The 22,729-nt window shown below is 31.4% G+C and carries 19 protein-coding genes and 3 tRNA genes; 19 read left to right on the forward strand and 3 right to left on the reverse strand.

The features are described 5' to 3' along the window. Positions 1-4 precede the first annotated feature (4 nt). From LUA86_RS04170 to LUA86_RS04230, 13 genes are all read left to right on the forward strand, one after another. A complete protein-coding gene (locus LUA86_RS04170) occupies positions 5-2,083 on the forward strand; it encodes an HD family phosphohydrolase (protein WP_370634302.1) in 2,079 nt (692 codons plus the stop codon). Positions 2,084-2,162: 79 nt separating this feature from the next. Next, positions 2,163-2,249 (forward strand) — tRNA-Ser (locus tag LUA86_RS04175). An 87-nt stretch (positions 2,250-2,336) separates the two neighbouring features. Beyond that, positions 2,337-2,410, forward strand: a tRNA-Pro gene (locus tag LUA86_RS04180). A 56-nt stretch (positions 2,411-2,466) separates the two neighbouring features. After that, positions 2,467-2,540, forward strand: a tRNA-Pro gene (locus tag LUA86_RS04185). Positions 2,541-3,141: 601 nt separating this feature from the next. Then, positions 3,142-3,537 (forward strand): PleD family two-component system response regulator, encoded by a 396-nt coding sequence (locus tag LUA86_RS04190; protein WP_231459336.1) that lies wholly within the window; start codon positions 3,142-3,144, stop codon positions 3,535-3,537. A gap of 20 nt (positions 3,538-3,557) precedes the next feature. Further along, on the forward strand, positions 3,558-4,634 hold the full coding sequence (locus LUA86_RS04195; RefSeq protein WP_231459337.1) for a sugar transferase: 1,077 nt from the start codon (positions 3,558-3,560) through the stop codon (positions 4,632-4,634). Between the two features lie 74 nt (positions 4,635-4,708). After that, on the forward strand, positions 4,709-5,389 hold the full coding sequence (locus LUA86_RS04200) for a TolC family protein (protein ID WP_231459338.1): 681 nt from the start codon (positions 4,709-4,711) through the stop codon (positions 5,387-5,389). Positions 5,390-5,404: 15 nt separating this feature from the next. Beyond that, a complete protein-coding gene (locus LUA86_RS04205) occupies positions 5,405-7,543 on the forward strand; it encodes a GumC family protein (protein ID WP_231459339.1) in 2,139 nt (712 codons plus the stop codon). 53 nt (positions 7,544-7,596) lie between these two features. After that, positions 7,597-8,874: an O-antigen ligase gene (locus tag LUA86_RS04210; RefSeq protein ID WP_231459340.1), complete on the forward strand. Its 1,278-nt coding sequence runs from the start codon at positions 7,597-7,599 to the stop codon at positions 8,872-8,874. Between the two features lie 113 nt (positions 8,875-8,987). Then, complete coding sequence (locus tag LUA86_RS04215) at positions 8,988-9,617, forward strand: DapH/DapD/GlmU-related protein (RefSeq protein ID WP_231459341.1); 630 nt, start codon at positions 8,988-8,990, stop codon at positions 9,615-9,617. 2 nt (positions 9,618-9,619) lie between these two features. Continuing rightward, complete coding sequence (locus LUA86_RS04220) at positions 9,620-10,399, forward strand: glycosyltransferase family A protein (RefSeq protein WP_231459342.1); 780 nt, start codon at positions 9,620-9,622, stop codon at positions 10,397-10,399. Between the two features lie 11 nt (positions 10,400-10,410). Continuing rightward, positions 10,411-11,622: a glycosyltransferase gene (locus LUA86_RS04225; protein ID WP_231459343.1), complete on the forward strand. Its 1,212-nt coding sequence runs from the start codon at positions 10,411-10,413 to the stop codon at positions 11,620-11,622. Continuing rightward, entirely contained in the window at positions 11,622-12,791 is a 1,170-nt protein-coding gene (locus tag LUA86_RS04230; protein WP_231459344.1) for a glycosyltransferase, read from the forward strand. The genes LUA86_RS04225 and LUA86_RS04230 overlap by 1 nt, the downstream gene beginning before the upstream one ends. Here LUA86_RS04230 and LUA86_RS04235 read toward each other — a convergent pair. Further along, positions 12,788-13,591 (reverse strand): glycosyltransferase family 2 protein, encoded by an 804-nt coding sequence (locus LUA86_RS04235; RefSeq protein ID WP_231459345.1) that lies wholly within the window; start codon positions 13,589-13,591, stop codon positions 12,788-12,790. The two genes, LUA86_RS04230 and LUA86_RS04235, sit on opposite strands and share 4 nt — an antisense overlap. A gap of 144 nt (positions 13,592-13,735) precedes the next feature. Between LUA86_RS04235 and LUA86_RS04240 the strand changes: the two genes are divergently transcribed. The 5 genes from LUA86_RS04240 to LUA86_RS04260 all read left to right on the forward strand — a co-directional run bounded on the left by LUA86_RS04240 (position 13,736) and on the right by LUA86_RS04260 (position 19,245). Beyond that, a complete protein-coding gene (locus LUA86_RS04240; RefSeq protein ID WP_231459346.1) occupies positions 13,736-14,311 on the forward strand; it encodes a gluconate 2-dehydrogenase subunit 3 family protein in 576 nt (191 codons plus the stop codon). Between the two features lie 2 nt (positions 14,312-14,313). Beyond that, a complete protein-coding gene (locus LUA86_RS04245) occupies positions 14,314-15,999 on the forward strand; it encodes a GMC oxidoreductase (RefSeq protein WP_231459347.1) in 1,686 nt (561 codons plus the stop codon). Positions 16,000-16,027: 28 nt separating this feature from the next. After that, positions 16,028-17,377: a lipopolysaccharide biosynthesis protein gene (locus tag LUA86_RS04250; RefSeq protein WP_231459348.1), complete on the forward strand. Its 1,350-nt coding sequence runs from the start codon at positions 16,028-16,030 to the stop codon at positions 17,375-17,377. A 64-nt stretch (positions 17,378-17,441) separates the two neighbouring features. After that, positions 17,442-18,332 carry a glycosyltransferase gene (locus LUA86_RS04255; RefSeq protein ID WP_231459349.1) on the forward strand — a complete coding sequence of 297 codons (891 nt, stop codon included), beginning with the start codon at positions 17,442-17,444 and terminating at the stop codon, positions 18,330-18,332. 28 nt (positions 18,333-18,360) lie between these two features. Next, positions 18,361-19,245, forward strand: coding sequence for a glycosyltransferase family 8 protein (locus tag LUA86_RS04260; protein ID WP_231459350.1), 885 nt, complete (start codon positions 18,361-18,363; stop codon positions 19,243-19,245). A 187-nt stretch (positions 19,246-19,432) separates the two neighbouring features. Here LUA86_RS04260 and LUA86_RS04265 read toward each other — a convergent pair whose 3' ends face one another. After that, positions 19,433-20,737 carry a hypothetical protein gene (locus LUA86_RS04265; protein WP_231459351.1) on the reverse strand — a complete coding sequence of 435 codons (1,305 nt, stop codon included), beginning with the start codon at positions 20,735-20,737 and terminating at the stop codon, positions 19,433-19,435. A 597-nt stretch (positions 20,738-21,334) separates the two neighbouring features. Between LUA86_RS04265 and LUA86_RS04270 the strand changes: the two genes are divergently transcribed. Then, a complete protein-coding gene (locus tag LUA86_RS04270) occupies positions 21,335-22,303 on the forward strand; it encodes a hypothetical protein (RefSeq protein WP_231459352.1) in 969 nt (322 codons plus the stop codon). Between the two features lie 8 nt (positions 22,304-22,311). Here the strand turns inward: LUA86_RS04270 and LUA86_RS04275 are convergent, their stop codons facing one another. After that, on the reverse strand, positions 22,312-22,728 hold the full coding sequence (locus LUA86_RS04275; protein ID WP_231459353.1) for a hypothetical protein: 417 nt from the start codon (positions 22,726-22,728) through the stop codon (positions 22,312-22,314). Between the last annotated feature and the right edge of the window lies 1 nt (position 22,729).

Consider the following 22,729-nt stretch of genomic DNA (forward strand, 5'->3'; position numbering starts at 1 on the left):
CGTTTTGGCTAAAATCAAGAAAAATTCACATAAAATTCTGTACCGTAAGTATTCATCGAGCTTTAAATATTTAATGATGATGGTTACGGTTTTCATTATAACCTTATTTTTACCTAAGCAACCACGCTTTCGTTATGAGTTTGAAAAGGGAAAAGTTTGGATGAATAAGGATTTGATATCTCCTTTTCCTTTCGCAATTCTTAAAACCAATCCGCAAATTAATTCAGATAAAAAGGATGCTTTAAGAGATATTCTGCCAGTTTATCAGTTTGATAACGACATTAAAAAGGATGCTTTAGAAGCCTATTTAAATGAGTTCGATATAAAATGGCGTTCAACCGGGCTAGATGATAAAGAGAAATTGACTTACAGAACTAATTCTTATAAGTTATTAGATTTTCTTTACACCAAGGGGATAATCGGTTTAAATGTAAAACACCAAACTGCCGGAAAGAATTATGATTTTTCCCTTTTAGAGAATAATATTTCAAAACTTCAAAACACACAAGATGTTTATACAGCAGAAAGCGCTTTGCTTTATTTTAAGCAGAATTTTGAGGTTACAAATCAAGTTATAAAAGATTTAATAGATAACCTGGCGGAAGATCACATTACGCCAAATTTAATATTTAATGAAAGGTTAACTGAAATTATAAGAAATAATACTGTTAAAAATGTTTCTACCACTAAAGGAATGGTGCAAAAGGGCGAACTTATTGTAGCCAAAAGCGATATCATCGACGAAGAAATTTATCAAAAACTTGAGTCGTACAAAGCTACATACGATGCTCAGACCAAAACGATTGGCAGCCGAACACTTGTATATTTAGGTCAGGTTGTTTTAGTTAGTTTTGTGCTAGCAATATTAATGTCGTTCCTCTTTTTATTTAGGAAGGATATTTTTTCTGATAACAGACAGCTATCCCTTATTTTAATTGTTACAACAGGTATGTTGCTCTCCCTTACCTGGGCGTTAAAAATGAATATTGCCAGTTTGTATTACATACCGTTCTGCGTTGTACCCATAATTATCCGAATTTTATTTGATACCAGGCTAGCGCTTTATTTACATATGCTCGTTATTTTAATTGCAGGCTTTTTCGTTGCAAATAGTTTCGAATTTGTTTTTTATCAGGTTACAGCTGGTATGGTTGCAATATTTAGCATAAAAAACTTTGTAAAAAGGGAGCGGTTTTTGGTTTCAGCTTTATTTATTCTTTCTGCATACTTTGTTGCATTTGTAGGTATAGCGCTATTACGGGAGGGTACATTTAATGAGATTGAATGGATTAATTTTGTTCCATTTATATTTAGTGTATTACTTTCTTTATTGGCTTATCCATTAATTTACATTTTTGAGCGTGTTTTTGGTATCACTTCGGATGTAGCTTTGATAGAATTAACCAATACCAATAATAAATTACTTCGAGAGCTTGCTTTTAAAGCACCAGGAACCTTTCAGCACTCGCTTCAGGTGGCTAATCTTGCCGAAGCTGCTATATTTAAAATTGGTGGTAATTCTGTCTTAGTTAGAGCAGGGGCTTTATATCATGATATTGGCAAAGTAGATAACCCGCAATATTTTATAGAAAATCAAAATACTGCAATTAGTCCTCATGATAAACTACCCTATGAGCAAAGCGCTCAGATTATTATTCAGCATGTGCATAAGGGGATAGAGATTTTAAGGAGAAATCAAATGCCAGAAGCTATCATCGATTTTATCAGAACGCATCATGGCAATACCAGAGTTGATTATTTTTATCAATCATTTCTGAAAAATTCTCCTGAAAAATTTGTTGATGAGAATATCTTCCGCTACCCAGGACCAATTCCTTTTAGTAAAGAAACTGGTGTATTAATGTTAGCCGATTCGGTAGAAGCAGCCTCAAGATCGCTTAAAATTCCGGATGCTCAGAACATAAATGACCTGGTTGAACGGATAATTAACTACAAATTGGAGCAAAATCAATTAGATAATTGCGATTTAACATTAAAAGATATAGAAACTATCAAATTGATTTTCAAGACGATGCTGATGAGTATCTATCATGTGCGTATAGATTATCAACAAGTTTTATAATTTTTTTTTGTGGAATAACTTGTTTTACTATATTTGCAGACCTCAAAACAAGGTCGGTATGACAAGTTGAAAGGAAAAAGGAGAGGTGCCTGAGAGGCCGAAAGGAACAGTTTGCTAAACTGTCGTACTGGTAACGGTACCGCGGGTTCGAATCCCGCCCTCTCCGCAAAATTAAATTGGCAAATAAATGGAATTATCATTTTAAAACCGTTACTTTGCCACCCCTTGTAAAAAGGGAAACAGATACCAAGTTCGGGGTGTAGCGTAGCCCGGTATCGCGCCTGCTTTGGGAGCAGGAGGTCGTAGGTTCGAATCCTGCCACCCCGACAAAAATTTGCAGATGCACTTGCGAATGTTTTACAAAAAAAGATCGATGCCATTTTCGGGGTGTAGCGTAGCCCGGTATCGCGCCTGCTTTGGGAGCAGGAGGTCGTAGGTTCGAATCCTGCCACCCCGACATAACATTATTGATGTTTAAAAGAACCCTTTAAATAATAAATTTAAAGGGTTTTCTTTTGCTTTTAATTCTTTATATCTACATCTCATTTGTGTCTGCCTTAAAATTTGATTTCTACTTTGTAAATCAATGATTATTATTTAAAAAGAGAATACTTTTTAAATAATAATTTTCAGTTCTATTTCAGAAATTCTAATGAATCATATTCAGAATTTATTAAAATATATCAAAAACATTTTTTACTGCGTAATGCATGTTGCTTTATTAAGATTATACCTCCACTACATTATATGTGTAGAATTAATCAATAATCGTTCGGTATGTAGTTTTAAGATTACTAAGTTATCTGTTTTATATTACCATTACATAATGGTTATTTATCTAGTCTTTAGCAGTTTAAATAATAATTAAACGTTTAATTATAGCCCTATCGGGCTATTGATTACACTTACGGTAAACTTCAATTTTATATTATGAGTTATGTAAGCGTGAATTGGAAAAAAACAAGACATTTTTATTTGTATTTAGCATCCTAAAAAGCAGTCATTTTTAAGTTATTCTCCTTATTAGCTCTTATCACGCCTTTTTTTGTTTGAAGAACATGGAGAGAAAAAATACTATTGCTAAACGAATTAGGAAAAAAATTTTAATCGTTGATAATGAGATAAATATATTAAAACTTTTAGGATATATTCTAGCGCCAGATTATGATTTAGCTATTAAAACAAATGCAGTTGCGGCATTCCACTGGCTTGCAGATGGTAATGATCCAGATTTAATTATCTCTAGTTTGCGCATGCCATATTTAGATGGCTCTTGTTTTATTAAGAATCTAAAAATTAGTGGTTATTACAGAAATACACCTGTTATAATTATTTCTGGTGATGAAAACCTGGAAAGTATTGTCAAATCCTTTTCTTTTAAGGTTGAGTCCTATATGGGAAAACCATTTAATCCGATTACCCTTAAATACAATATTGAACATTTGACAGCTTAGTAGGCCATAAATTCTGCTCTATGGTAATTTCTACAATTAATCCCTCGCAAATAAACACAAAGGTTGTTTATTTTGGACATCTATTAAAAAGTTTAATTAAAGATGAACTCAATCAATATCTAAACAATATCATCTATGTTGAAAATTTTAAACATTACTTTGATAATGAGCCATTACTCAGCTTACCAGATGTAATCATTATTGAAGCTGATGAAAATGATGATTGTTTTGATCAAATTGATTATATCCGTAATCACCCATTTCTACGTGGTTTAATTATAATACTGCTTGGCATTAGAGATGATAAGGCAATGAGAAAAGCAGCTATGGAACTTCATGTTGATGACTATTACTATTATCCTTTTCAAACTGCTCATTTAATAGAGCGAATTAATTTTTTGGTTAAATTTAAATTGATTAGACCTACGCTTGTAGATTTAACTGACAGATTTGACCAAAGATATAAAATACCCATTCAAAAAAGGATTTTTGATGTAGTGGTTTCTGGCTTATCTCTTTTTGTGCTCTCACCATTATTTTTGCTTATCGGCTTAATAATAAAATTAGAATCAAAAGGCACTGATCTTTACAAAAGCCAGCGCGTAGGCGCTGGTTACAAAATATTTGATTTTTATAAATTTAGGTCAATGTGTAATGATGCCGATAAATTGATAGATACCATATCTGACTTAAATCAATATCAAACAACCCCAGGTTGTAAACAATTTAAAAGTACTTTTGTTAAGTTCAAGAACGACCCACGTATAACAAAGTTTGGATCGTTTTTGAGAAAGACCAGTATTGATGAGTTGCCGCAATTATTTAATATTCTTATCGGAGATATGTCTTTAGTAGGAAATAGACCACTGCCACTCTATGAAGCAGAAAATTTAACCACGAATGAATGGTCTACAAGGTTTTTAGGGCCGGCCGGATTAACAGGTTTATGGCAAATTAGTAGACGTGGAAAGGAAGAAATGTCTGAATTGGAGCGTAAAGAATTAGATAATTTTTACTCAAAAAACTACAGTATTTTTCTTGATATTGAAATAATTGTGAAAACTTTCACTGCACTAATTCAAAAGGAAGAAGTTTAATTGTATATTTATGCGTTTTTTGTTTCATTCCAAATTTATCAAAATAAAAAAAAATTAAAACAACCCTATTATTGATGAAAACTCTAAAAAAAATTACGCTTGGTCTCTTGGTATTTTTCAGTGTGAACGCTGCAGCACAAGAAACAATCATTCCGGAAATTAAATATTCTGATTTAGAAAAATATATTGAATTGGCTAAGCAAAACTTTCCAAGGAAAAAAATCTATGACGAGCAAAGAGAATCTGCTAAAACTGCCGTACCTGTTGCAGCCCTATCTTTTTTAGACCCATTTAGTGGATCTTATTTTTATAGACCACAAGGTAGAGCTGTTTTAGATCCGCTTAATCCTTATAACGTAAATGGCTTTCAGTTTGGTATTAATGTTAATTTAGGAGCGTACTTACAAAAACCTTTTATCTTAAAAAAGGCAAAGGCTGATGCCAAAATTGCTGATTTACAAGCGCAAGAATATAATCTTGCCATTGGAGTTGAGGTTAAAAAGCGTTATTACGATTACATTCAAGCAATTAGCCTGGTTAAATTAACTACGCAAATGGCACAAGAAAATAAAGGTGTTGCAGAAAGTTTAAGAAATAGATTTGAAAAAAGTGAAATTACCCTTGATGCATATAATCAATCTCGAATTAATCAGTTCAATTCTTACCAAGGTAAAATTCAGGCAGAGTCTACTTTTTTAAAGGCAAAAGATTCATTAGAAGAAATTATTGGAGTTAAGCTTACTGACGTAAAATAGACTATTACAAATTAAATGGATATCAAATCTTTCCTTAGAGTAGTTAAAAAATACAAATGGCTACTAATTTTAGTTCCAATTACTGTTGTAGTTATTACCTATTTTTTAGTACAAAATTTACCAAAAGAATACAGTTCAACAGTTCAAATCTCAACTGGTTTGCTCGATCCTTCTAAAAAGGTAATTACTAATGAAAATGTCGACTTATACCAAGTTAGTCAACAATTTAGTAGCATCATAGAGAAATTTAAAATGAAAAGAAACATTAATTTGCTTTCTTATAATTTAATTTTACATGATCTTCAAAATCCTAAAAAGAGTTTTAGAAAGTATAGTGATAAAATTGACTCTTTGAATGCAAATCAAAGAACTGAAGTTATCAATCTTTTTCAGGAGAAATTAGTAACTAAATCTATATTAACCTTGGCTGATAATAAGGGTAAGTATAAACTATATGATTTAGTTGAATCTATGGGATATGGTGAAGAAACCTTTAGGAAAAATATCGATATCTCACATTTAGAGAATAGTGATTATATAAACATTGAGTATGTTTCCGAAAATCCAGAATTATCTGCTTATGTTGTAAATAATTATGCCGCTGATTTTATCACGAATTACAGCGGAGAAGTTTCTGTAAATCAAAATAATTCTATGGGTTTATTGGATTCCGTGTTAAAACAGAAGGAATCTATCATGAACACAAAGAATAATTCACTGGCATCTTTTAAAAGAAATAAAGGTGTTTTGAATCTTGATGAGCAATCGGCGACTGTATACGGTCAAATCAATACTTATGAAGCTCAAAAGACTGAATTGCTTAGGTCTATACAATCTACCCAAAGTGCTTTATCAGTAATTAATGGTAAACTTAGGGGTAATGATCCATTAACGGCTGGAAGTTCAAGAGCTGATAACCGGGAAATTGTGAGGTTAAAAAAGGAACGCGAAAATGCGACAAGTGTATGGGTTAGTAACGGTTTTAAAGCGAACGATCAAGCAAAGGTAGATTCTTTGACTCGTATAATCCAAGATAAGAGTAATACTAACTATGATGAAAATGTTTATGACCCAAGGGCATCTAAACAAGCTTTGGGTACTCAAAAAACAGCGTTGGAGCTTCAGTTAGCACAGGCTGAAGCAGGCGTGAGTACAATAGATAGACAATTATCAGTTTTAAGAGCCAGGTATAATAGTATGGTTCCCTATGATGCGGATATTCAAAATTACCAGCGAGAGGCAGATTTGGCTACTAAAGAATACATGACTGCTTTGGACCAATATCACCAGAATGAGGCCGGAAGAATTGCAGGTTTGCAACTTAAAATTGAACAATTAGGTCTTCCTGGTAATGCTGAACCATCAAAAAAGATAATTTATTTAGCAGGTTCTGGATTTGGTAGTTTTTTTCTATGCCTGGGTTTTGTAGGATTGATATTTTTTCTGGATGACAAAATTGTATCATCGAGACAGCTTGCAAGCGCTACCAATTCGAAATCAATTGGTGTACTTAATAGGATAGAGGGTAATGAAAGAAGCATCCGCGAAATCTGGAATGATAAATCGGATAATTTAAATTACGACATTTATAGAGATATGCTTCGGTCACTTCGATTTGAAGTGGATAGTTTAATGTCGGCCGATGACAGTAAAATTTTAGGTATCACAAGTTTAGTGTCTGGAGAAGGAAAAACTTTTGTTGCCTATAGTTTAGCTTATGGCTTTGCTATGACGGGTAAAAAGATTTTACTAATTGCAGATGATGCCCCGGTTGTAAAATCTGATAGCAAAGCATTAGCTGTAAGTCAGAATTTTCAAACGTTTTTAATTAAGAAAGAGATTCAAACGGAAGATTTAATCACCATAATGAATAAAAATACATCTGGTAATTCTTTATTAGAAATGCAGAGTATTAAAAATCTTCATGCAGGTTTCGATGTTTTGCGTAACCAGTTTGATATGATAATTATTGATGTAAATAGCCTAAGGGATATCAATATAGCCAAAGAGTGGTTATTATTTACTGAAAAAAATATTGCTGTTTTTGAATATGGTAAAGAATTAAGAGATACTGATAAAGAACTGGTAGATTATATCAAGAAAACACCTGGATTTTTAGGATGGGTTTTGAATAAAGTTCACCTCAACAGTTAAAATTGATTTAATCTTAAAGATTTGGTTTTCTTCCGACCTCTTAACTCAGAATAATGGCTGCGAAACGTGTATTGCATTTATTGGTAATTTATTGTTTTATATGCTGGTTATTAACACGTGAATCTGGCGTTAGTTTCCCAATAGGTATACTAATCGAGGTATTACTTGTTATTACCATTTTGATTGCTATAGTAACGGTAAAGAAAGAAGTTTGGAAAAATTTAAATACCGATCTTTTTTATCTCTTTTTATTTTGGTTTATCATCAGCATTTTAGAAGTTTTTAATCCATACGGAGCTAGCACTATTGGCTGGCTTAAAGAAATAAGATCTGCTGCAGAGTATCCCTTATTAATTGTAATGGTATCATCTGTGGTTTTTACAACAAAAAGAGATTTGGATGTATTCCTTATTATTGTTGTTGTTTTTTCTACTCTAGCCGCATTAGATGGTATCAAACAACTACATATTGGCTTATCTAAAGGTGATCAAGCTTTTTTGCAATACGGAGGGTCTACACATTTACTTTGGGGAAGGTTACGCGTTTTCTCTTTTTACACGGAAGCAGCTCAGTTCGGTGCCTCTCAAGCACATATATGTTTGGTTGCATTAATTTTAGCTTTGGGCCCAGTCAAGAAAAAAGTTAGGATAATACTACTTATTTGCTCTGCTTTGATGTTTTATGGAATGCTAATATCGGGTACTCGAGGGGCATTATTTGCCTTGGTTCCAGGAGCATTTGTCGCTATTGTATTGAGTAAAAGATTTAAAATATTATTTCTTGGTGGAACCATAGCTGTTTTATTTTTGTGCTTTCTAAAATTCACAACAATTGGAAATGGAAACTATCAAATATATAGGTTCAGATCAGCACTAGATCTTAATGACCCTTCTCTAAACGTTAGGTTACATTCGCAGAGAATATTGAAAGATTATATGGAAAAAATTCCTTTTGGAGGAGGATTGGGTGTAACAGGTTCTAATGGTATGGGATATAATCAAGACAAATTTCTATCTAAGGTTCAACCAGATAGTTATTGGGTTAAGGTATGGGTGATGTATGGTATAGTTGGCTTCATTATTTGGATTAGCATGATGATGTACATTTTGGGTAAGTGTTGTGCTATAGTTTGGAGGTTAAATGACGAAGACCTAAAAGTAAAAGCAATTGCATTAACTTCTGGTTTTGCTGGTATTTTAATGTGTAGTTATGGAAATGAGGTTATTAACAACATGCCAAGCTCTATTATTATTTATATTTCTCTTTCATTTATGTATTTGATGCCTAAATTTGAACAGAAGATTAAAGAAGATAACTTACTAAAAGCTTAAAATATGCCTTGGGAATTATTTGTTTTACCTGCAATTATATTTTTTATTATTGGCGTTGTTAACGGTTCACGATATTTAAAAAATGAAGAGGAAGACTTTTAATATTATTAAATATGTCAATTATCTCAAAGATAAAAGCCGATAAAAGGTTAAAAAAACTAGCATTAGCGCTACTTATTCCGATGAATGACCATCGGCCAAGGCTTTGGGTACGAATATTTTTAAATCCATTTAAACATAAGCGAGGTAAGCGATCCATAATTAGATTTAACACAAGGCTTGATGTTTTTCCTTTCAATGAGTTTCAACTGGGCGATAATTCCGTTATCGAAAGTTTCACTACTATTAATAACGGGGTTGGAAACGTAATAGTTGGAAGCAAAACAATTATTGGAATGAGCAATGTAATAATAGGTCCGGTAAAAATTGGAAATAATGTAATGCTTGCTCAAAATATTGTTGTTTCAGGTTTGAATCATGGATATGAGGATGTGAATATTTCTCCTGCTTTTCAAAAAGTTTCATGTAAAGACATTACTATTGCTGACGATGTATGGATTGGTGCGAATAGCGTGATAACAGCAGGAGTATCTTTGGGTAGGCATTGTATTATTGGCGCTGGAAGTGTTGTAACTAAAGATGTGCCAGAGTTTTCAATTGCTGTTGGTAACCCAGCAAAGGTTATAAAGAAATATAACTTTACTACTTCAACATGGGAGAAGGTTAACAATCAAACACTCTAATTATGACAAAAATCGCAACAAACTTTCATGATATTACGCTGCTAGTTACACATTATAATAGAAGTAAATCTCTGGAGCGGTTACTTATTGAAATGAAAAATGCCGGTTGTGAGTTTTCTGAAATTATAGTTTCTGATGATTGCAGTAGCAGCGAACATCTAGATTATATCCTCACCCTTGAAAAAAAATTCAATTTTAGGTTAATTTCTGGTGCACAGAATAAAGGGCTTGGAAATAACCTGAACAAAGGTATGAGTGCAATAAAAACTAAGTTTATATTATACATTCAAGAAGATTTTATACCATTAACTAATTTTGTTATCAATTTAAATAATGGCTATGAATTGCTAAAATCTAATCCTGATTTTGATATGGTAAGATTTTATGCATATGAAAAGTATCCGTATTTAAAACCAGTTGGAAACGGTTTCTCTGAAATGATATTTAAATGGTGGTATCCCGGATTGAAAAAATTTGCTTACTATAGTGACCATCCTCACCTCAAAAGGAATACATTCCAACAAAAGTTTGGTAAATATTTAGAAGGAACTTCTGGTGATAAAACTGAATTTGGTATGATGATGTCATTTATTAAAAATAGGGGAAAATCCTTTTTTTTCGATGAGCATAAAACAGTTCTTGAGCAGGCTAACTCGTCTGAAGAGCCAAGTACGATGAAACGAAATTTTTGGCGAAATAGTGATAATTTTTTTATCAGACAAGTTAGATTAGTTTATCGATATACCAATTACTACACAGCCTTATTTTTAATAAAAAATTGAGTAAGATTAATATGAATGAAATCTTCACAAAACATGATTTTGTTATAATAGGACAACAGGCCTGGGATACCGAGATTGGAAGTAATTGTAAAAATATAGCACTTGAACTAAGCAAAAATCATAGAGTTTTATATATTAATTCTCCTTTGGATAGAGTGTCTTTAATGAGAAACAAAACCGATCCAAAAATTATAAAGCGATTGAATGTTATTAAAGGAAAGGAAGTTGGGTTAATTAAAATAAAAGAAAATCTGTGGAATTACTATCCTGACTGCCTCGTGGAATCAATAAATTGGATTAATTCTAAATTTCTATTTAATTGGTTAAATGTTAGAAATAATAAAAAGTTTACTAAATCTATAAAGAAGGCATTACTTAACCTAAATTTTAAAAATTTTATATTATTTAATGATAATGAAATGTTTAAGGGATTTTATTTAAAAGATTTCTTAAAACCAAGTTTGAGTATTTATTATTCAAGAGATTATATGGTAGCGGTGGATTATTGGAAAAAGCATGGAGAAGTCTTAGAACCAAAATTGATTGCAAAAAGTGACTTGTGCTTTGCCAATTCAACATATTTAGCAGATTATTGCCTAAAATATAATCCGAAATCATTTTACGTTGGGCAAGGCTGTGATTTAGAAGATTATCAAAACCCTGAAAATTTGTATAAACCCAATGAATTAAAAAGTCTAAAAGGCAAAATTATAGGATATGTTGGCTCTTTGAATAGTCTTCGATTAGATATAAATACCATTGAACATATTGCACTCAATTATCCTGAATATAATATAGTTTTAGTTGGGCCCGAAGACGAAATATTTAAGAGAAGTAATTTGCATCAACTTAAGAATATTTATTTTTTAGGTCAAAGACCAGTTAATTTACTACCATCATATATTAATGCTTTTGATGTATGTATTAACCCCCAAGTTATTAATGAAGTAACTATTGGAAATTATCCTAGAAAAATTGATGAATATTTATCATTGGGAAAACCTGTTATAGCAACTGCTACCAAAACTATGGAAGTTTTTAAGAAGCATGTATATCTAGCAAAATCTGCAAAAGATTATATTGAACTAATACAGCTTGCTTTTCAGGAGAATAGTATGGTTAAAATACAAAATAGAATTGAATTTGTATCTACCCATACATGGGAAAATAGCGTTAATGAGATGCTAAGCCATATTTCTTCTTTTTTAATAAAAAATCATTAATGAGTACAATAAATATATTTTGGATAGTTATACAAGTTTTAATTGGCTATCACCTTGTATTGCCAATTATTCTTTTCCTATTTTATAAATTTAAGCGTAATACGGGAAAACCCGGGGATATTACACCTACTTTTTATGAGAACGATTATGCTATAATTGTTACGGCATATGAGCAGGTAGACCTTTTGCCGGCCGTAGTGGAATCACTTTTGAAAATAGACTATAATAATTATCTAATTTATATTGTTGCAGATAATTGTGATATCACCAATTTAAATTTTGTCGATGATAGGGTGATATTGCTGAGGCCGGAAACCATACTAGCAAGTAATACAAAATCACACTTTTATGCCATTAAAAATTTTAAAAGAAAGCATAACATACTAACAATTATTGATAGTGATAATATTGTAGATAAAAATTATCTTAAACAACTTGATGCTTATTTTGAGATGGGTTTTGAAGCGGTTCAAGGGATAAGAGCGGCAAAAAATTTAGACTCCACATTTGCATGTTTGGATGCAGCTAGAGACATCTATTATCATTTTTATGATGGAGAGATTCTTTTTAAACTTGGTTCTTCTGCAACTTTAGCTGGTTCTGGTATGGCATTTACTACAAGTTTATATAAAAATTGCTTAGAGAATCTTAATATCAGTGGTGCAGGATTTGATAAAGTTTTGCAGGCACAAATTTTAAAGCAAGATAAAAGAATAGCATTTGCAAAAGATGCTATCGTTTTTGATGAGAAAACTAGCCAATCTGAACAATTGGTAAATCAACGTTCTCGATGGATCAATACCTGGTTTAAATATTTTGGATTCGGTTTTAATATTTTGGGTTTAGGATTAAGAAATTTAAGCATTAATCAAATATTATTCGGTTTAATTTTACTTAGGCCGCCATTATTTATGTTTATTCTTTCAGCAATTTTGTTTGGTTTTATTGATTTATTTATTTTTCCTCTACAATCTATTTTATGGTTTATAGCTTTGATAATTTTTGTAATAAGTTTTTATATTTCTTTGAAAAATTATCCAACTGATGCTAGAATTTTCAAATCACTACTAAACATTCCTAAGTTTATCTATTTTCAACTTATTTCATTGTTAAACGCGAGGAATGCTAATAAAAGATCGGTAGCTACCAAACACAGAAGTAAAAACTAACTTATATATTTTTTTATTCTGCTAATTGTTGCTTTTTTAAAACCTCCGTCTATTAGGATTTTTCTATCAGTTGTCCATACAATACTTCTTTCTTTAGTCATCCAATGTAATTTTCCAAATCCTTTATCTCTTAATTTCATTGCAAGCCAACCATCTTCATTTGTACCATCAGGATGATTAAACCCATCTACATCAAGACATTGTTGCCTTCTGCAAGCAGAATTAAAACCATAAACATTTAAAGCTTCTTCTTTAAAGGATTTATTAATCACTCTATTAAAGTCAGCCATATATTCAAAAAGAAAATATAGAAACCTGGAGGTTTTTTCCAGAGGGATAAATGAAAATCTTCCATAGGTTAAAGCTATATCTAAATTTGATATTAATGGAGATATCATATCGTCAATCCAAGATTCTGGATATATTGTATCAGCATCTGCATTTATAACATATTTTCCTCTTGCAATCGCCAATCCCGAATTTCTTGCGATAGTGATGCCTTGTCTTATTTCATTAACACATATTACACCACATAGCTTAATAAGTTCTTCAGTTTTATCCTTCGAATTATTATTCACAACTATAACTTCTAAATTATGATTAGTATTTGTCCTGGATAATGAATATAAAGTTTTTAGAATATTTTCCTCTTCATTATATGCTGGAATAATAATTGATATTTCGGGTGTTTTACTGTACAATTTCCTGAAATTTTGAACAATTTCTGGTATAGCTGATTTTAAAAGCTCTGAGTTCTTATTATATTTTAAAACACTTTGTGGAATTGAGATTGGCCTCATTAATTATATTTTTTTTAGAGATATTCGCAATAAATATAATTCAAAAACTTTACATGTATATCAAAAAAAAATATACAATCAAAAACTAGCGTTTTTGGATGATTAATATTTATATTTACCTTCTTAATTATCCAAACAAAATTAGTGAATAGAAGGACAACTATAAAAGGTATTTTGGCTTTAAGTTTTGTAGGTGGATCTTCCTTTTCTCTTTACAGATGGATAAGCCTACACAACGCATTTAACGAAAAAACACTTTTATCCTCTGGGGATTTAATAGCAGATTTAGCCGAAACAATAATACCATCTTCTGATACTCCAGGTGCAAAAGAGGCCAGTGTACATAAATATATAATAAATGTTATAACGCATTGTACAGCTAAAGTAGAGCAAAATAAATTCTTAAAAGGGTTAGAGTCTGTTAAAACCTACAGCAATGAAAATTTTGGTAAGTCTTTTAGTAATTGTAATGAAACCCAAAAAAATAAAATTCTAAGTTATTTTGAAAAAAATGATACTTATGATACGCCTATCTTCAATAAAATAAATACAAAGCTATTCGGTAAATCATTTTTTACCCAATTAAAAGAATTAACGGTTGATGGTTACTGTCTTTCGCAGTTGGGGGCTACCAAGGGATTAGCATACGATTATATTCCAGGTAACTATAAACCTTGTATTGCCCTAAAAAAAAATCAAAAATCTTGGGCCACAAAATAGCGATGAAAGATTTAGAATCTAATAACACATATGACGCCATTGTAATCGGTTCAGGCATAAGTGGTGGATGGGCAGCAATGGAACTTTGTAAAAAGGGTTTGAAAACTCTTCTTCTTGAACGTGGTAGAAATGTTGAGCACATTAAAGATTATTCAACCGCTATGCTTAATCCATGGGATTTTAAAAATGGAATGCATAATACAATCTCTGACCGTGAAAATGATCCCATACAGAGCAATGCTTATGATCCTTCAACCAAGCATTTTTATATAAGTGATAAAGAAAACCCTTACATACAGGAAAAGCCTTTTAATTGGCTTCGAGGATATCAGGTTGGAGGCAAATCGTTACTATGGGGCCGGCAATGTTACCGATGGAGTGATTTGGATTTCGAGGCTAATAAAAATGACGGATTTGGTATAGATTGGCCTATAAGGTATAATGATTTGGAACCTTGGTATGATTATGTTGAATCTTTTATAGGTATTAGTGGTCAGGCAGAAAAATTACCGCAATTGCCTGATGGTAAATTCTTACCACCTATGCAACTAAATTGTATAGAAATGCATTTAGCTGACTCACTAAAGAAGACTTCAAATGAAAGAATTCTAACAATTGCAAGGGTAGCCAATCTAACAAAAGGATGGGATAATAGGGGGCCTTGTCAAAATCGTAATCTATGCAGTAGGGGCTGCCCATACGGAGGATATTTTAGCAGCAATAGCTCTACTATTCCAGCCGCTACTGCTACGGGTAATTTAACTCTTAGACCATTTTCGATAGCTGCTGAGATTATTTATAATGACCAACTGCAAAAAGCTACAGGTGTAAAAGTTATTGATGCAAATACAAATGAAACCTTAATGTTTTATTCGAAGATTATTTTTGTAAATGCTTCAACAATACCTACAACTGCATTATTATTAAATTCAAAATCTGAACGGTTTCCAAATGGATTAGGAAATGATAGCGGACAATTGGGGCATAATTTAATGGATCATCACTCTTCTGCTGGTGCTTACGGTGAATATGATGGATATAACAATATGTATTATAAAGGAAGAAGGCCTTGTGGTTTTCTAATTCCTAGATACCGAAATTTAAAAACTGATGAAAGTTTAGACTTTAAGCGAGGTTACAATATCCAAGGTGATGGTGAAAGACAAGAATGGGAAGATAGGCAGTATGAAGAAGGATTTGGTTTAGATTTTAAGGCAAAGTTAACTCAACCAGGAACATGGACAATTTGGATGGCCGGATGGGGTGAATGCCTTCCATATTATGATAACCAGATTTCGCTAGAGAATGAAAAGAAGGATAAATGGGGACTACCATTGGTAAAAATTAATTTTTCATTTAAGGAAAATGAAATGAAAATGATGAATGATATTCAAGAAACCTCTGCTGAAATGTTACGTAACGCAGGTTTTTCTAATGTAAGTTCATTTAACTATCACAAACCTGGCGGTTCAACTGTACATGAAATGGGAACCGCCAGAATGGGACATGACCCGGCATCATCTGTCTTAAATAGTTTTAATCAGATTCACTCCGTTAAAAATGTCTTTGTTACTGATGGAAGTTGTATGACATCATCTGCTTGCCAAAATCCATCTCTTACATATATGGCATTAACTGCTAGAGCTTGTGATTTTGCGGCAAAAGAAATAGCAAGCGGAAATTTATAATTACCAGAAATATTAGCAGTAACTACCCATGATAAAAACTATAAATAAGGCTTTAACCATTTTTAAAAATATGCATTTTCAGTCTCTATTGGCAAATGGGATGATGGCATTATTTGGAATGATTACGCTTTCCATTCTATACCGAAGTTTGACCGTTACAGATATTGGAATTTACATTTTCTTCTTAGCTATAATAGGCTTAATGGATAACTTACGTGCAGGATTTTTAACCATAACTATAGTTAAATTTTTTTCAGGCACGAGCGAGGAAAGAGGATTAGAAGTTGCGGGCTCTGCTTGGTTACTAGCTTTAGTTGTATCGGCAACTTTTATTATTATCAATATACCAACTTACTTCATTGCAAATTATGTTTCTGATAAAGGCTTGGTTTTATTTTTAAAATATTTTTCTATAATATCACTAATCACATTACCCTGTTTTATGACCGATTGTATCGTTCAGGCTAGTAAACGTTTTGATAGGTTGTTATGGCTTAGGGTCTTTAATCAGGGAGCATATACGGTTTCAATATTTGCATTTGCATTCTTAGGGAAGTTAAATTTAACGACAGTAATGTATACATTTATTGGCTCAAACTTATTTGCAGGCATTATTGTTTTAGCGTTAAGGTGGACAATGATTTCATCGGTTTTTAAAGCAAAATCTAACACCGCTTGGGAACTGTTTCATTTTGGCAAGTATAGTATGGGCACTAATATTAGTTCGAATTTATTTGGTGTTACAAACACTTTCATAATAAATTTCCTTATAGGTCCTGCGGCATTAGCTATGTATAATTTAGGAGGAAAGCTTTTACAAATTGTAGAAATACCACTTTTGAGCTTTGTGACCAGTGGAATGCCACTTTTATCAACAAATTACAACAATGGAGAAAAGGCAAGGATGGTTTATACTTTAAAAAAGTTAGTAGGAATGCTTACAATAGTGCTTATACCTGTAGTAATCCTTTCTGTTATATTTGCCGAGCCCATTATAAATTTGCTTGGAGGAAAAGGATATGTTGCTAATGAGGCACCGAATCTATTTAGAATTTTCATGATAATTGCGTTGTTATATCCTGCGGATAGATTTTTTGCGATTGGTGTAGATATAATTCATCAACCAAAAATTAATTTTTATAAAATAATAGTTATGTCACTCGTCAATATTGCAGCAGTTTTTGCCTTTGTTGGTATTTATCATTCTGTTTATTCTGTAGCAATTGCATCGGTTACGCCAATTTTAGTAGCGATATACATGACTTATAAACCACTAAACAATTATTTTAAATTTAATTTTTTTGATATTTATAGAGTTGGTTTTAAGGAAGTTAAAAATTCATCTATTGTTTTATTAAATAATTTTAGAAAACACTAAATGTTTATTTGTTTGATTTGTAATTTATGTGCTGGAGCAATTGGCATGGTTTATTTAAAATAATATGAGTAATATAAATAATAGAATAAGTATCGTTTTAGTTTGCGATGATTATTACGCAATTCTTTTAGGTGCGTTCTTAAAATCAATCGAGTTAAATCATAAAACAGAAGAAATAATTGATGTGTATATTGTTGATGACAATATATCTGCCAAAAGCAAACGGAAAATTATCGAGTCTTTAAACTCTGATAAAATGAAGCTCAATTGGATGTTAATGAAAGATATTATTCCTGAAAACATTCAATTGCCATTGGTTAGCAATTCTTATCCAATAAATACTTACATAAGAGTTTTAATCCCATATTTTATTCCGCAACATATTGATAAAATAATTTTCTTGGATGTTGATATGATTATGCTCGAGGATATAAGTAAACTCTGGAATATTGATATTGGTAATAAAATAATTGGCGCTGTTAGCGATACAATAGGTCCTATAGTTAAGACTATTGGAGCAGGTATTGAAAACCATGTAGAGCTTGGATTAGATGCTAATGAAAAATATTTTAATGCTGGTTTAATAGTAATAAATGTTGATAAATGGAAAGCAGAAAAAATCACGGAAAAAACTTTTGAAGCAATTAATAATAATAAAAAATATGCGGCATTAGGAGATCAGTACGGCCTTAATATTTCGCTAATTGGTCAGTGGTATCACGTAGATCCGCTTTGGAGCTGCTTCTCTGTAAATACAATAAAAAAACCCTATCTTGTTCATTATTTTAACATAAAGCCCATATTTAAAGATTATTCTTATAATTATCGGGAAGAGTTTTTTTATTACCTAAATCAAACCGCTTGGAAAGGTTTTAAACCGAAAGGTAAAATAAGCCGTAAAATTAAAAAAGTAAAAAATTTAATTCAAAAAGCCAAAATATTCTTGTTTAAATAACTTGCTTAAAGTTAATTACCTATAATTTATGAAAGATAATAATAACATTTCTATAGTAGTTGCCAGTGACAATCACTACGCGATCTTGATTGCTGCTTTGCTTAAGTCTATAGATTTGAACCATAAAACAAGTGAACATATTGATTTTTACATCATTGATGATGGTATTGCTGCGAGCTTTAGAAAAAAATTAGAATCAATAGTAGATCCAGATAGAATTACCATAAAATGGTTTAAGAGTAAAGAAATTGTACCTGCGGATATAACTATTCCGGTTGATAATTCTGCTTTTCCTTTAACTGCCTACATGCGTGTGTTTTCTCCTTATGTTATTGATAAGAATGTGGAAAGGCTTATTTATCTAGATGTAGACACAATTGTACAAGATGATATTTCTAAACTTTGGAACATCGACTTAGGGGATTACACTGTAGCTGCTGCTCAAGATGTTGGTAAAACTGTAGACTGCAAATGGGGTGGCATAGCAAATTATGCTGAACTAGGGCTTACTGCTGATACTAAATATTTTAATTCTGGTGTGTTGGTTATAAATCCAATCAAATGGCGGGAAGAAGGTATATCTGAAAAAGTAATCGAAGCGTTAAGAATCCATAAAAAATATGTTCAATTAGCAGATCAGTATGGCTTAAATGTTGTTTTAGCAAATAAATGGCTTCAACTAGACCCAAAATGGAATTGGTTCGCATTTAAGGAAAATGAGTCACCATCTCTTGTTCATTTCCTTGATATAAAACCAATCTTTTCTACATATAATTCTCAAGAAGTTTATAAACAAGAGTTTTATAGATATCTTTCTTCAACTCCATGGAAAAACTTTAAACCTATTAATGGTAATCAAAGACATGCGAGAAAAATAGTCAATAAAATAAAAAAGTTCTTTCTTAAATTTTAGTTATACGTAATAATTCAAATGTTTATTTGTTGGCGCAATTTTTTATAACCGCATTCATAGAAAACATTCTATATTAAACAATCAATTGAATGTTTGACATTCAAAATAAAAATTAATGCCTCAAAAATCAGGGTTTTTGAGGCATTAATTTTTAAGATAGTTACGTTAAGGTTTTTAACAACAACAACTATATTCCACTAGCGCCAACGCCTGGACTTAAAGAGATGAATGTAGATATGTTTGAAACAGCAGCTGATTGCTGAGTAAAATATTTGTTATTCTCTTCCTTGATAATTTTTGTATCACTCATATTATTAAGCATATTAGTAATACCTTTGCTTCCATTTAAATCGAAGCCAAGGTTGTTATAATACTCTAATGTGCCCCCATAATTATAAAGATCTAAAACCTGGCCTTCCCAATCTTTGGAAACATTCATTTTACCCACTGTATTATTATAAACTTTAGCATTTCCAAAAGTAGTTTTGCCTGCAATCAAGTTTCTTGAGAATCCTTGTAATTCAAAGGCACCATACTTTCTTGTATTATAACAAATGTTGTTGTAAATCTCTAAAGTGGCAGGACTTGATCCGCGTGAATAAACCCACATTCTAATTGAATTACCTTGATAATTTGTTAATTTATTATCATGGAACTTTCCATTTCCTTGCATGAAAAATACTCCATTATGGTTGTTATTATTTTGGTTTACATTGTTGACAACATTGTGATGGATATTATAATCTTGAACATTTGTAAAGCTGCATACTGCACCAGCATCTGAATTTTCAAAAGAGCAATAAGCAATCTCAACATCTTTAAAAAAACCACTATCTTCAGATTCGTTAAGGTTGCCGCCAAAAGATATCGTACCAGTATTATCGAATGAACAATTTAGAATTTTGAAATTTTCTGTTCTAGTTTGTGATGTTCCATCGTATTTTAACCTACTATCGTTACCGCTATTTCCTGCAATTACAAAATCAGAAACGTTCTTAAACTTCATGTTCTTCAACGTAATTCCATTCATCTTTCCATTTAAGCTAATGGCTCGATATGAAATATTTTCAAATTTAAAACCATAAGTTAATTCTGGATCATTATCCCCGGCAACAACTACATTATTAACATTTTCAGTTTGCATGGATTCAGTTAATGAAACCTGACCAATGTTTTTGATTACTATTGGCTGAGCAGAACTTCCAGAAATATTTTTGATGGTTATCCATCTGTATGTGCCAGTTTTAATTTTAATGAGTTTGATGGTTGATAAGTCCAAAGATTTACCATCGATTGTTAAATCACCAGACCCATTTCCAACTTCGTAAAAGGGAGTAACTGATACAGGAGTTGTTGGTGTGGGTGCTACTGTAGGCGGGGTTATTGGTGTTTCAGCTTCAGGTTCAGTTACTAAACCATTCTTTTTACAGGCAGTTGCAAAAACAAGAAAAACCAGTGCAAATAAAATTTGCATTTTTTTAAACTTTTTCATTTCCTTAATGTTTAAAGATAAACTAATAATTGTTTGTTGACCTTAAAACGGGATAACGCTGGATTATTGTGCAATTAAATTCTTGCTTTGTTTTAGTTTTTGGCAAGCTTTTATTCATTTTAGTTGTTAGTTTATGGTTGAACACAGTATTTTGTTTGTAATGTTTGCTATGTTTTTGTTTTAGCATGCTGTTTTTATGACACTAATATTACAGAGTAAAAAGGATTTAATAAATGCTTTATAATTGCATTTCAACCCTATTTTTATGTTTTGTAGTTGTATTTTAAATGTCTACGTATTAAAAATAATACACGAAAGCTAATATTGGTATGTTTTTAGTGGTTTGCTTAGTATATTGCAATATATGTTATTTTATGTGATTAATCATGTAAAAATCATTAAGTTTTTATAATCTTATTAAAGATTTCATTTTTTGCATAAATAGCAACCAGTTACATAGTTACTTTTTCTCGTTTTGCTTGGCACGAAAGTGTAGGTGTTTTGCAGAGTATCATTTTTTTATCGAAAAATTGATATAATCTGAAATAGTTTTTATTATTTTATTGAAAATTTGTCCCTCTATATATAGTTGAATTCATGAATAAAAACCTGGTGCTGTTGTCTTACGGCGGCGAAACCGAATATAAAAGAGCCCTATTTTGTATTCATAGCTTTTTTGCATGGAATTTTGACTCTGAGAATGTAAGAATTATCGTTTATACAGATTTACCATCTTTCTTTGTTGAGTATATTGATAATCCCTCTGTAGAATATATATTGTTAACTCCCGAACTTTCTATAGAACTACAAAGAAATACAGACTATATACATTTAAAAAAGGTTGGAGTTATTGAAATGACTTTTCAGAAATATCCAAATGATGATCTATGTTTTATTGACACCGATACTTTCTTTATCCAAAATCCTGCACATATTTTTAATAATTTTGAGAGTAGAAAATCTTTTTTGCATAAAAAAGAATATCAATTATGTGATGCGGTAGAGCAATTTTCTTCTTTTGGACAGGGTCATTTCCCCCAATCTTTTATGAATTTTATATCAGGCAAAAAATTTATTGTTGGGGGTGAAGAAGTTATTTTTGATGGTACTTATTTTAGCTGGAATACAGGTGTGTTGGCCTTGAATAAAGATTTTGCAAATTTGATGGATGATGTTACAGATTTGACCATCCAATTTCACGAAAACTCCAGATGGTTTGTTAGTGAACAGTTGGCATTCTCTTTAGTTCTGCAAAAAGTTACAGAAATCCGTTCGGCTGAAAATATTGTTTGCCATTATTGGGGCAAGAGGCAAAAAGTAATGATGGATATATTTTTAACTAAATTATTTCGTGATAAATCTGAGCTCGCACAATATTTTATAAATTTTAACGAGAATAGTAAAAAACTTTTGATACGTATCGAAAATGATTTATCACTAGAACAGATAAAAATTGCTAAAGTACAAAATAATTATTTTTATGCATTCAAGCAGATTTTAAAGCTCTTTTTGAGAAGGCCTTTTCAGAAAGATATCTATAAGCAAATCTATCAGGAAATTGTTTAAAGGCTAAATTAGCTATTCTGCAAAAATAAATAGGAGTATGGATTTGCTACAGGACTTTTGTAAGGGTCAAACAATCCTATATATTTTACAGGTTTGGTAGTGTCCATTCTATTTAAAAAGAAATCTGTTGAAAGTAAATAATATTTTAAAAGATCATTAATATTATTAGAATCAAACGAATTATATCTACCGAAGTATAGCGCTTTCCACTTTAAATTTGAAACAACATTATTTGCAGAACTTCCAAAGTAATCGTTAATATAATTGTTTATTCCTTTTTTATCCAGTTTCATATATCCCAACTCTTTTTCAATAAGCTTTTCAGCATATTTTTTAATATTTGGTGATACAAAATATAAAGAAGGAGGTATAGCTACCATGCCAACAGCGACACCTGTTATCAATAAAAATTTTCTTCTTTGCATA

The organism is Pedobacter sp. Leaf132 (genome assembly GCF_920984695.1).
Taxonomy (GTDB): Bacteria; Bacteroidota; Bacteroidia; order Sphingobacteriales; family Sphingobacteriaceae; genus Pedobacter.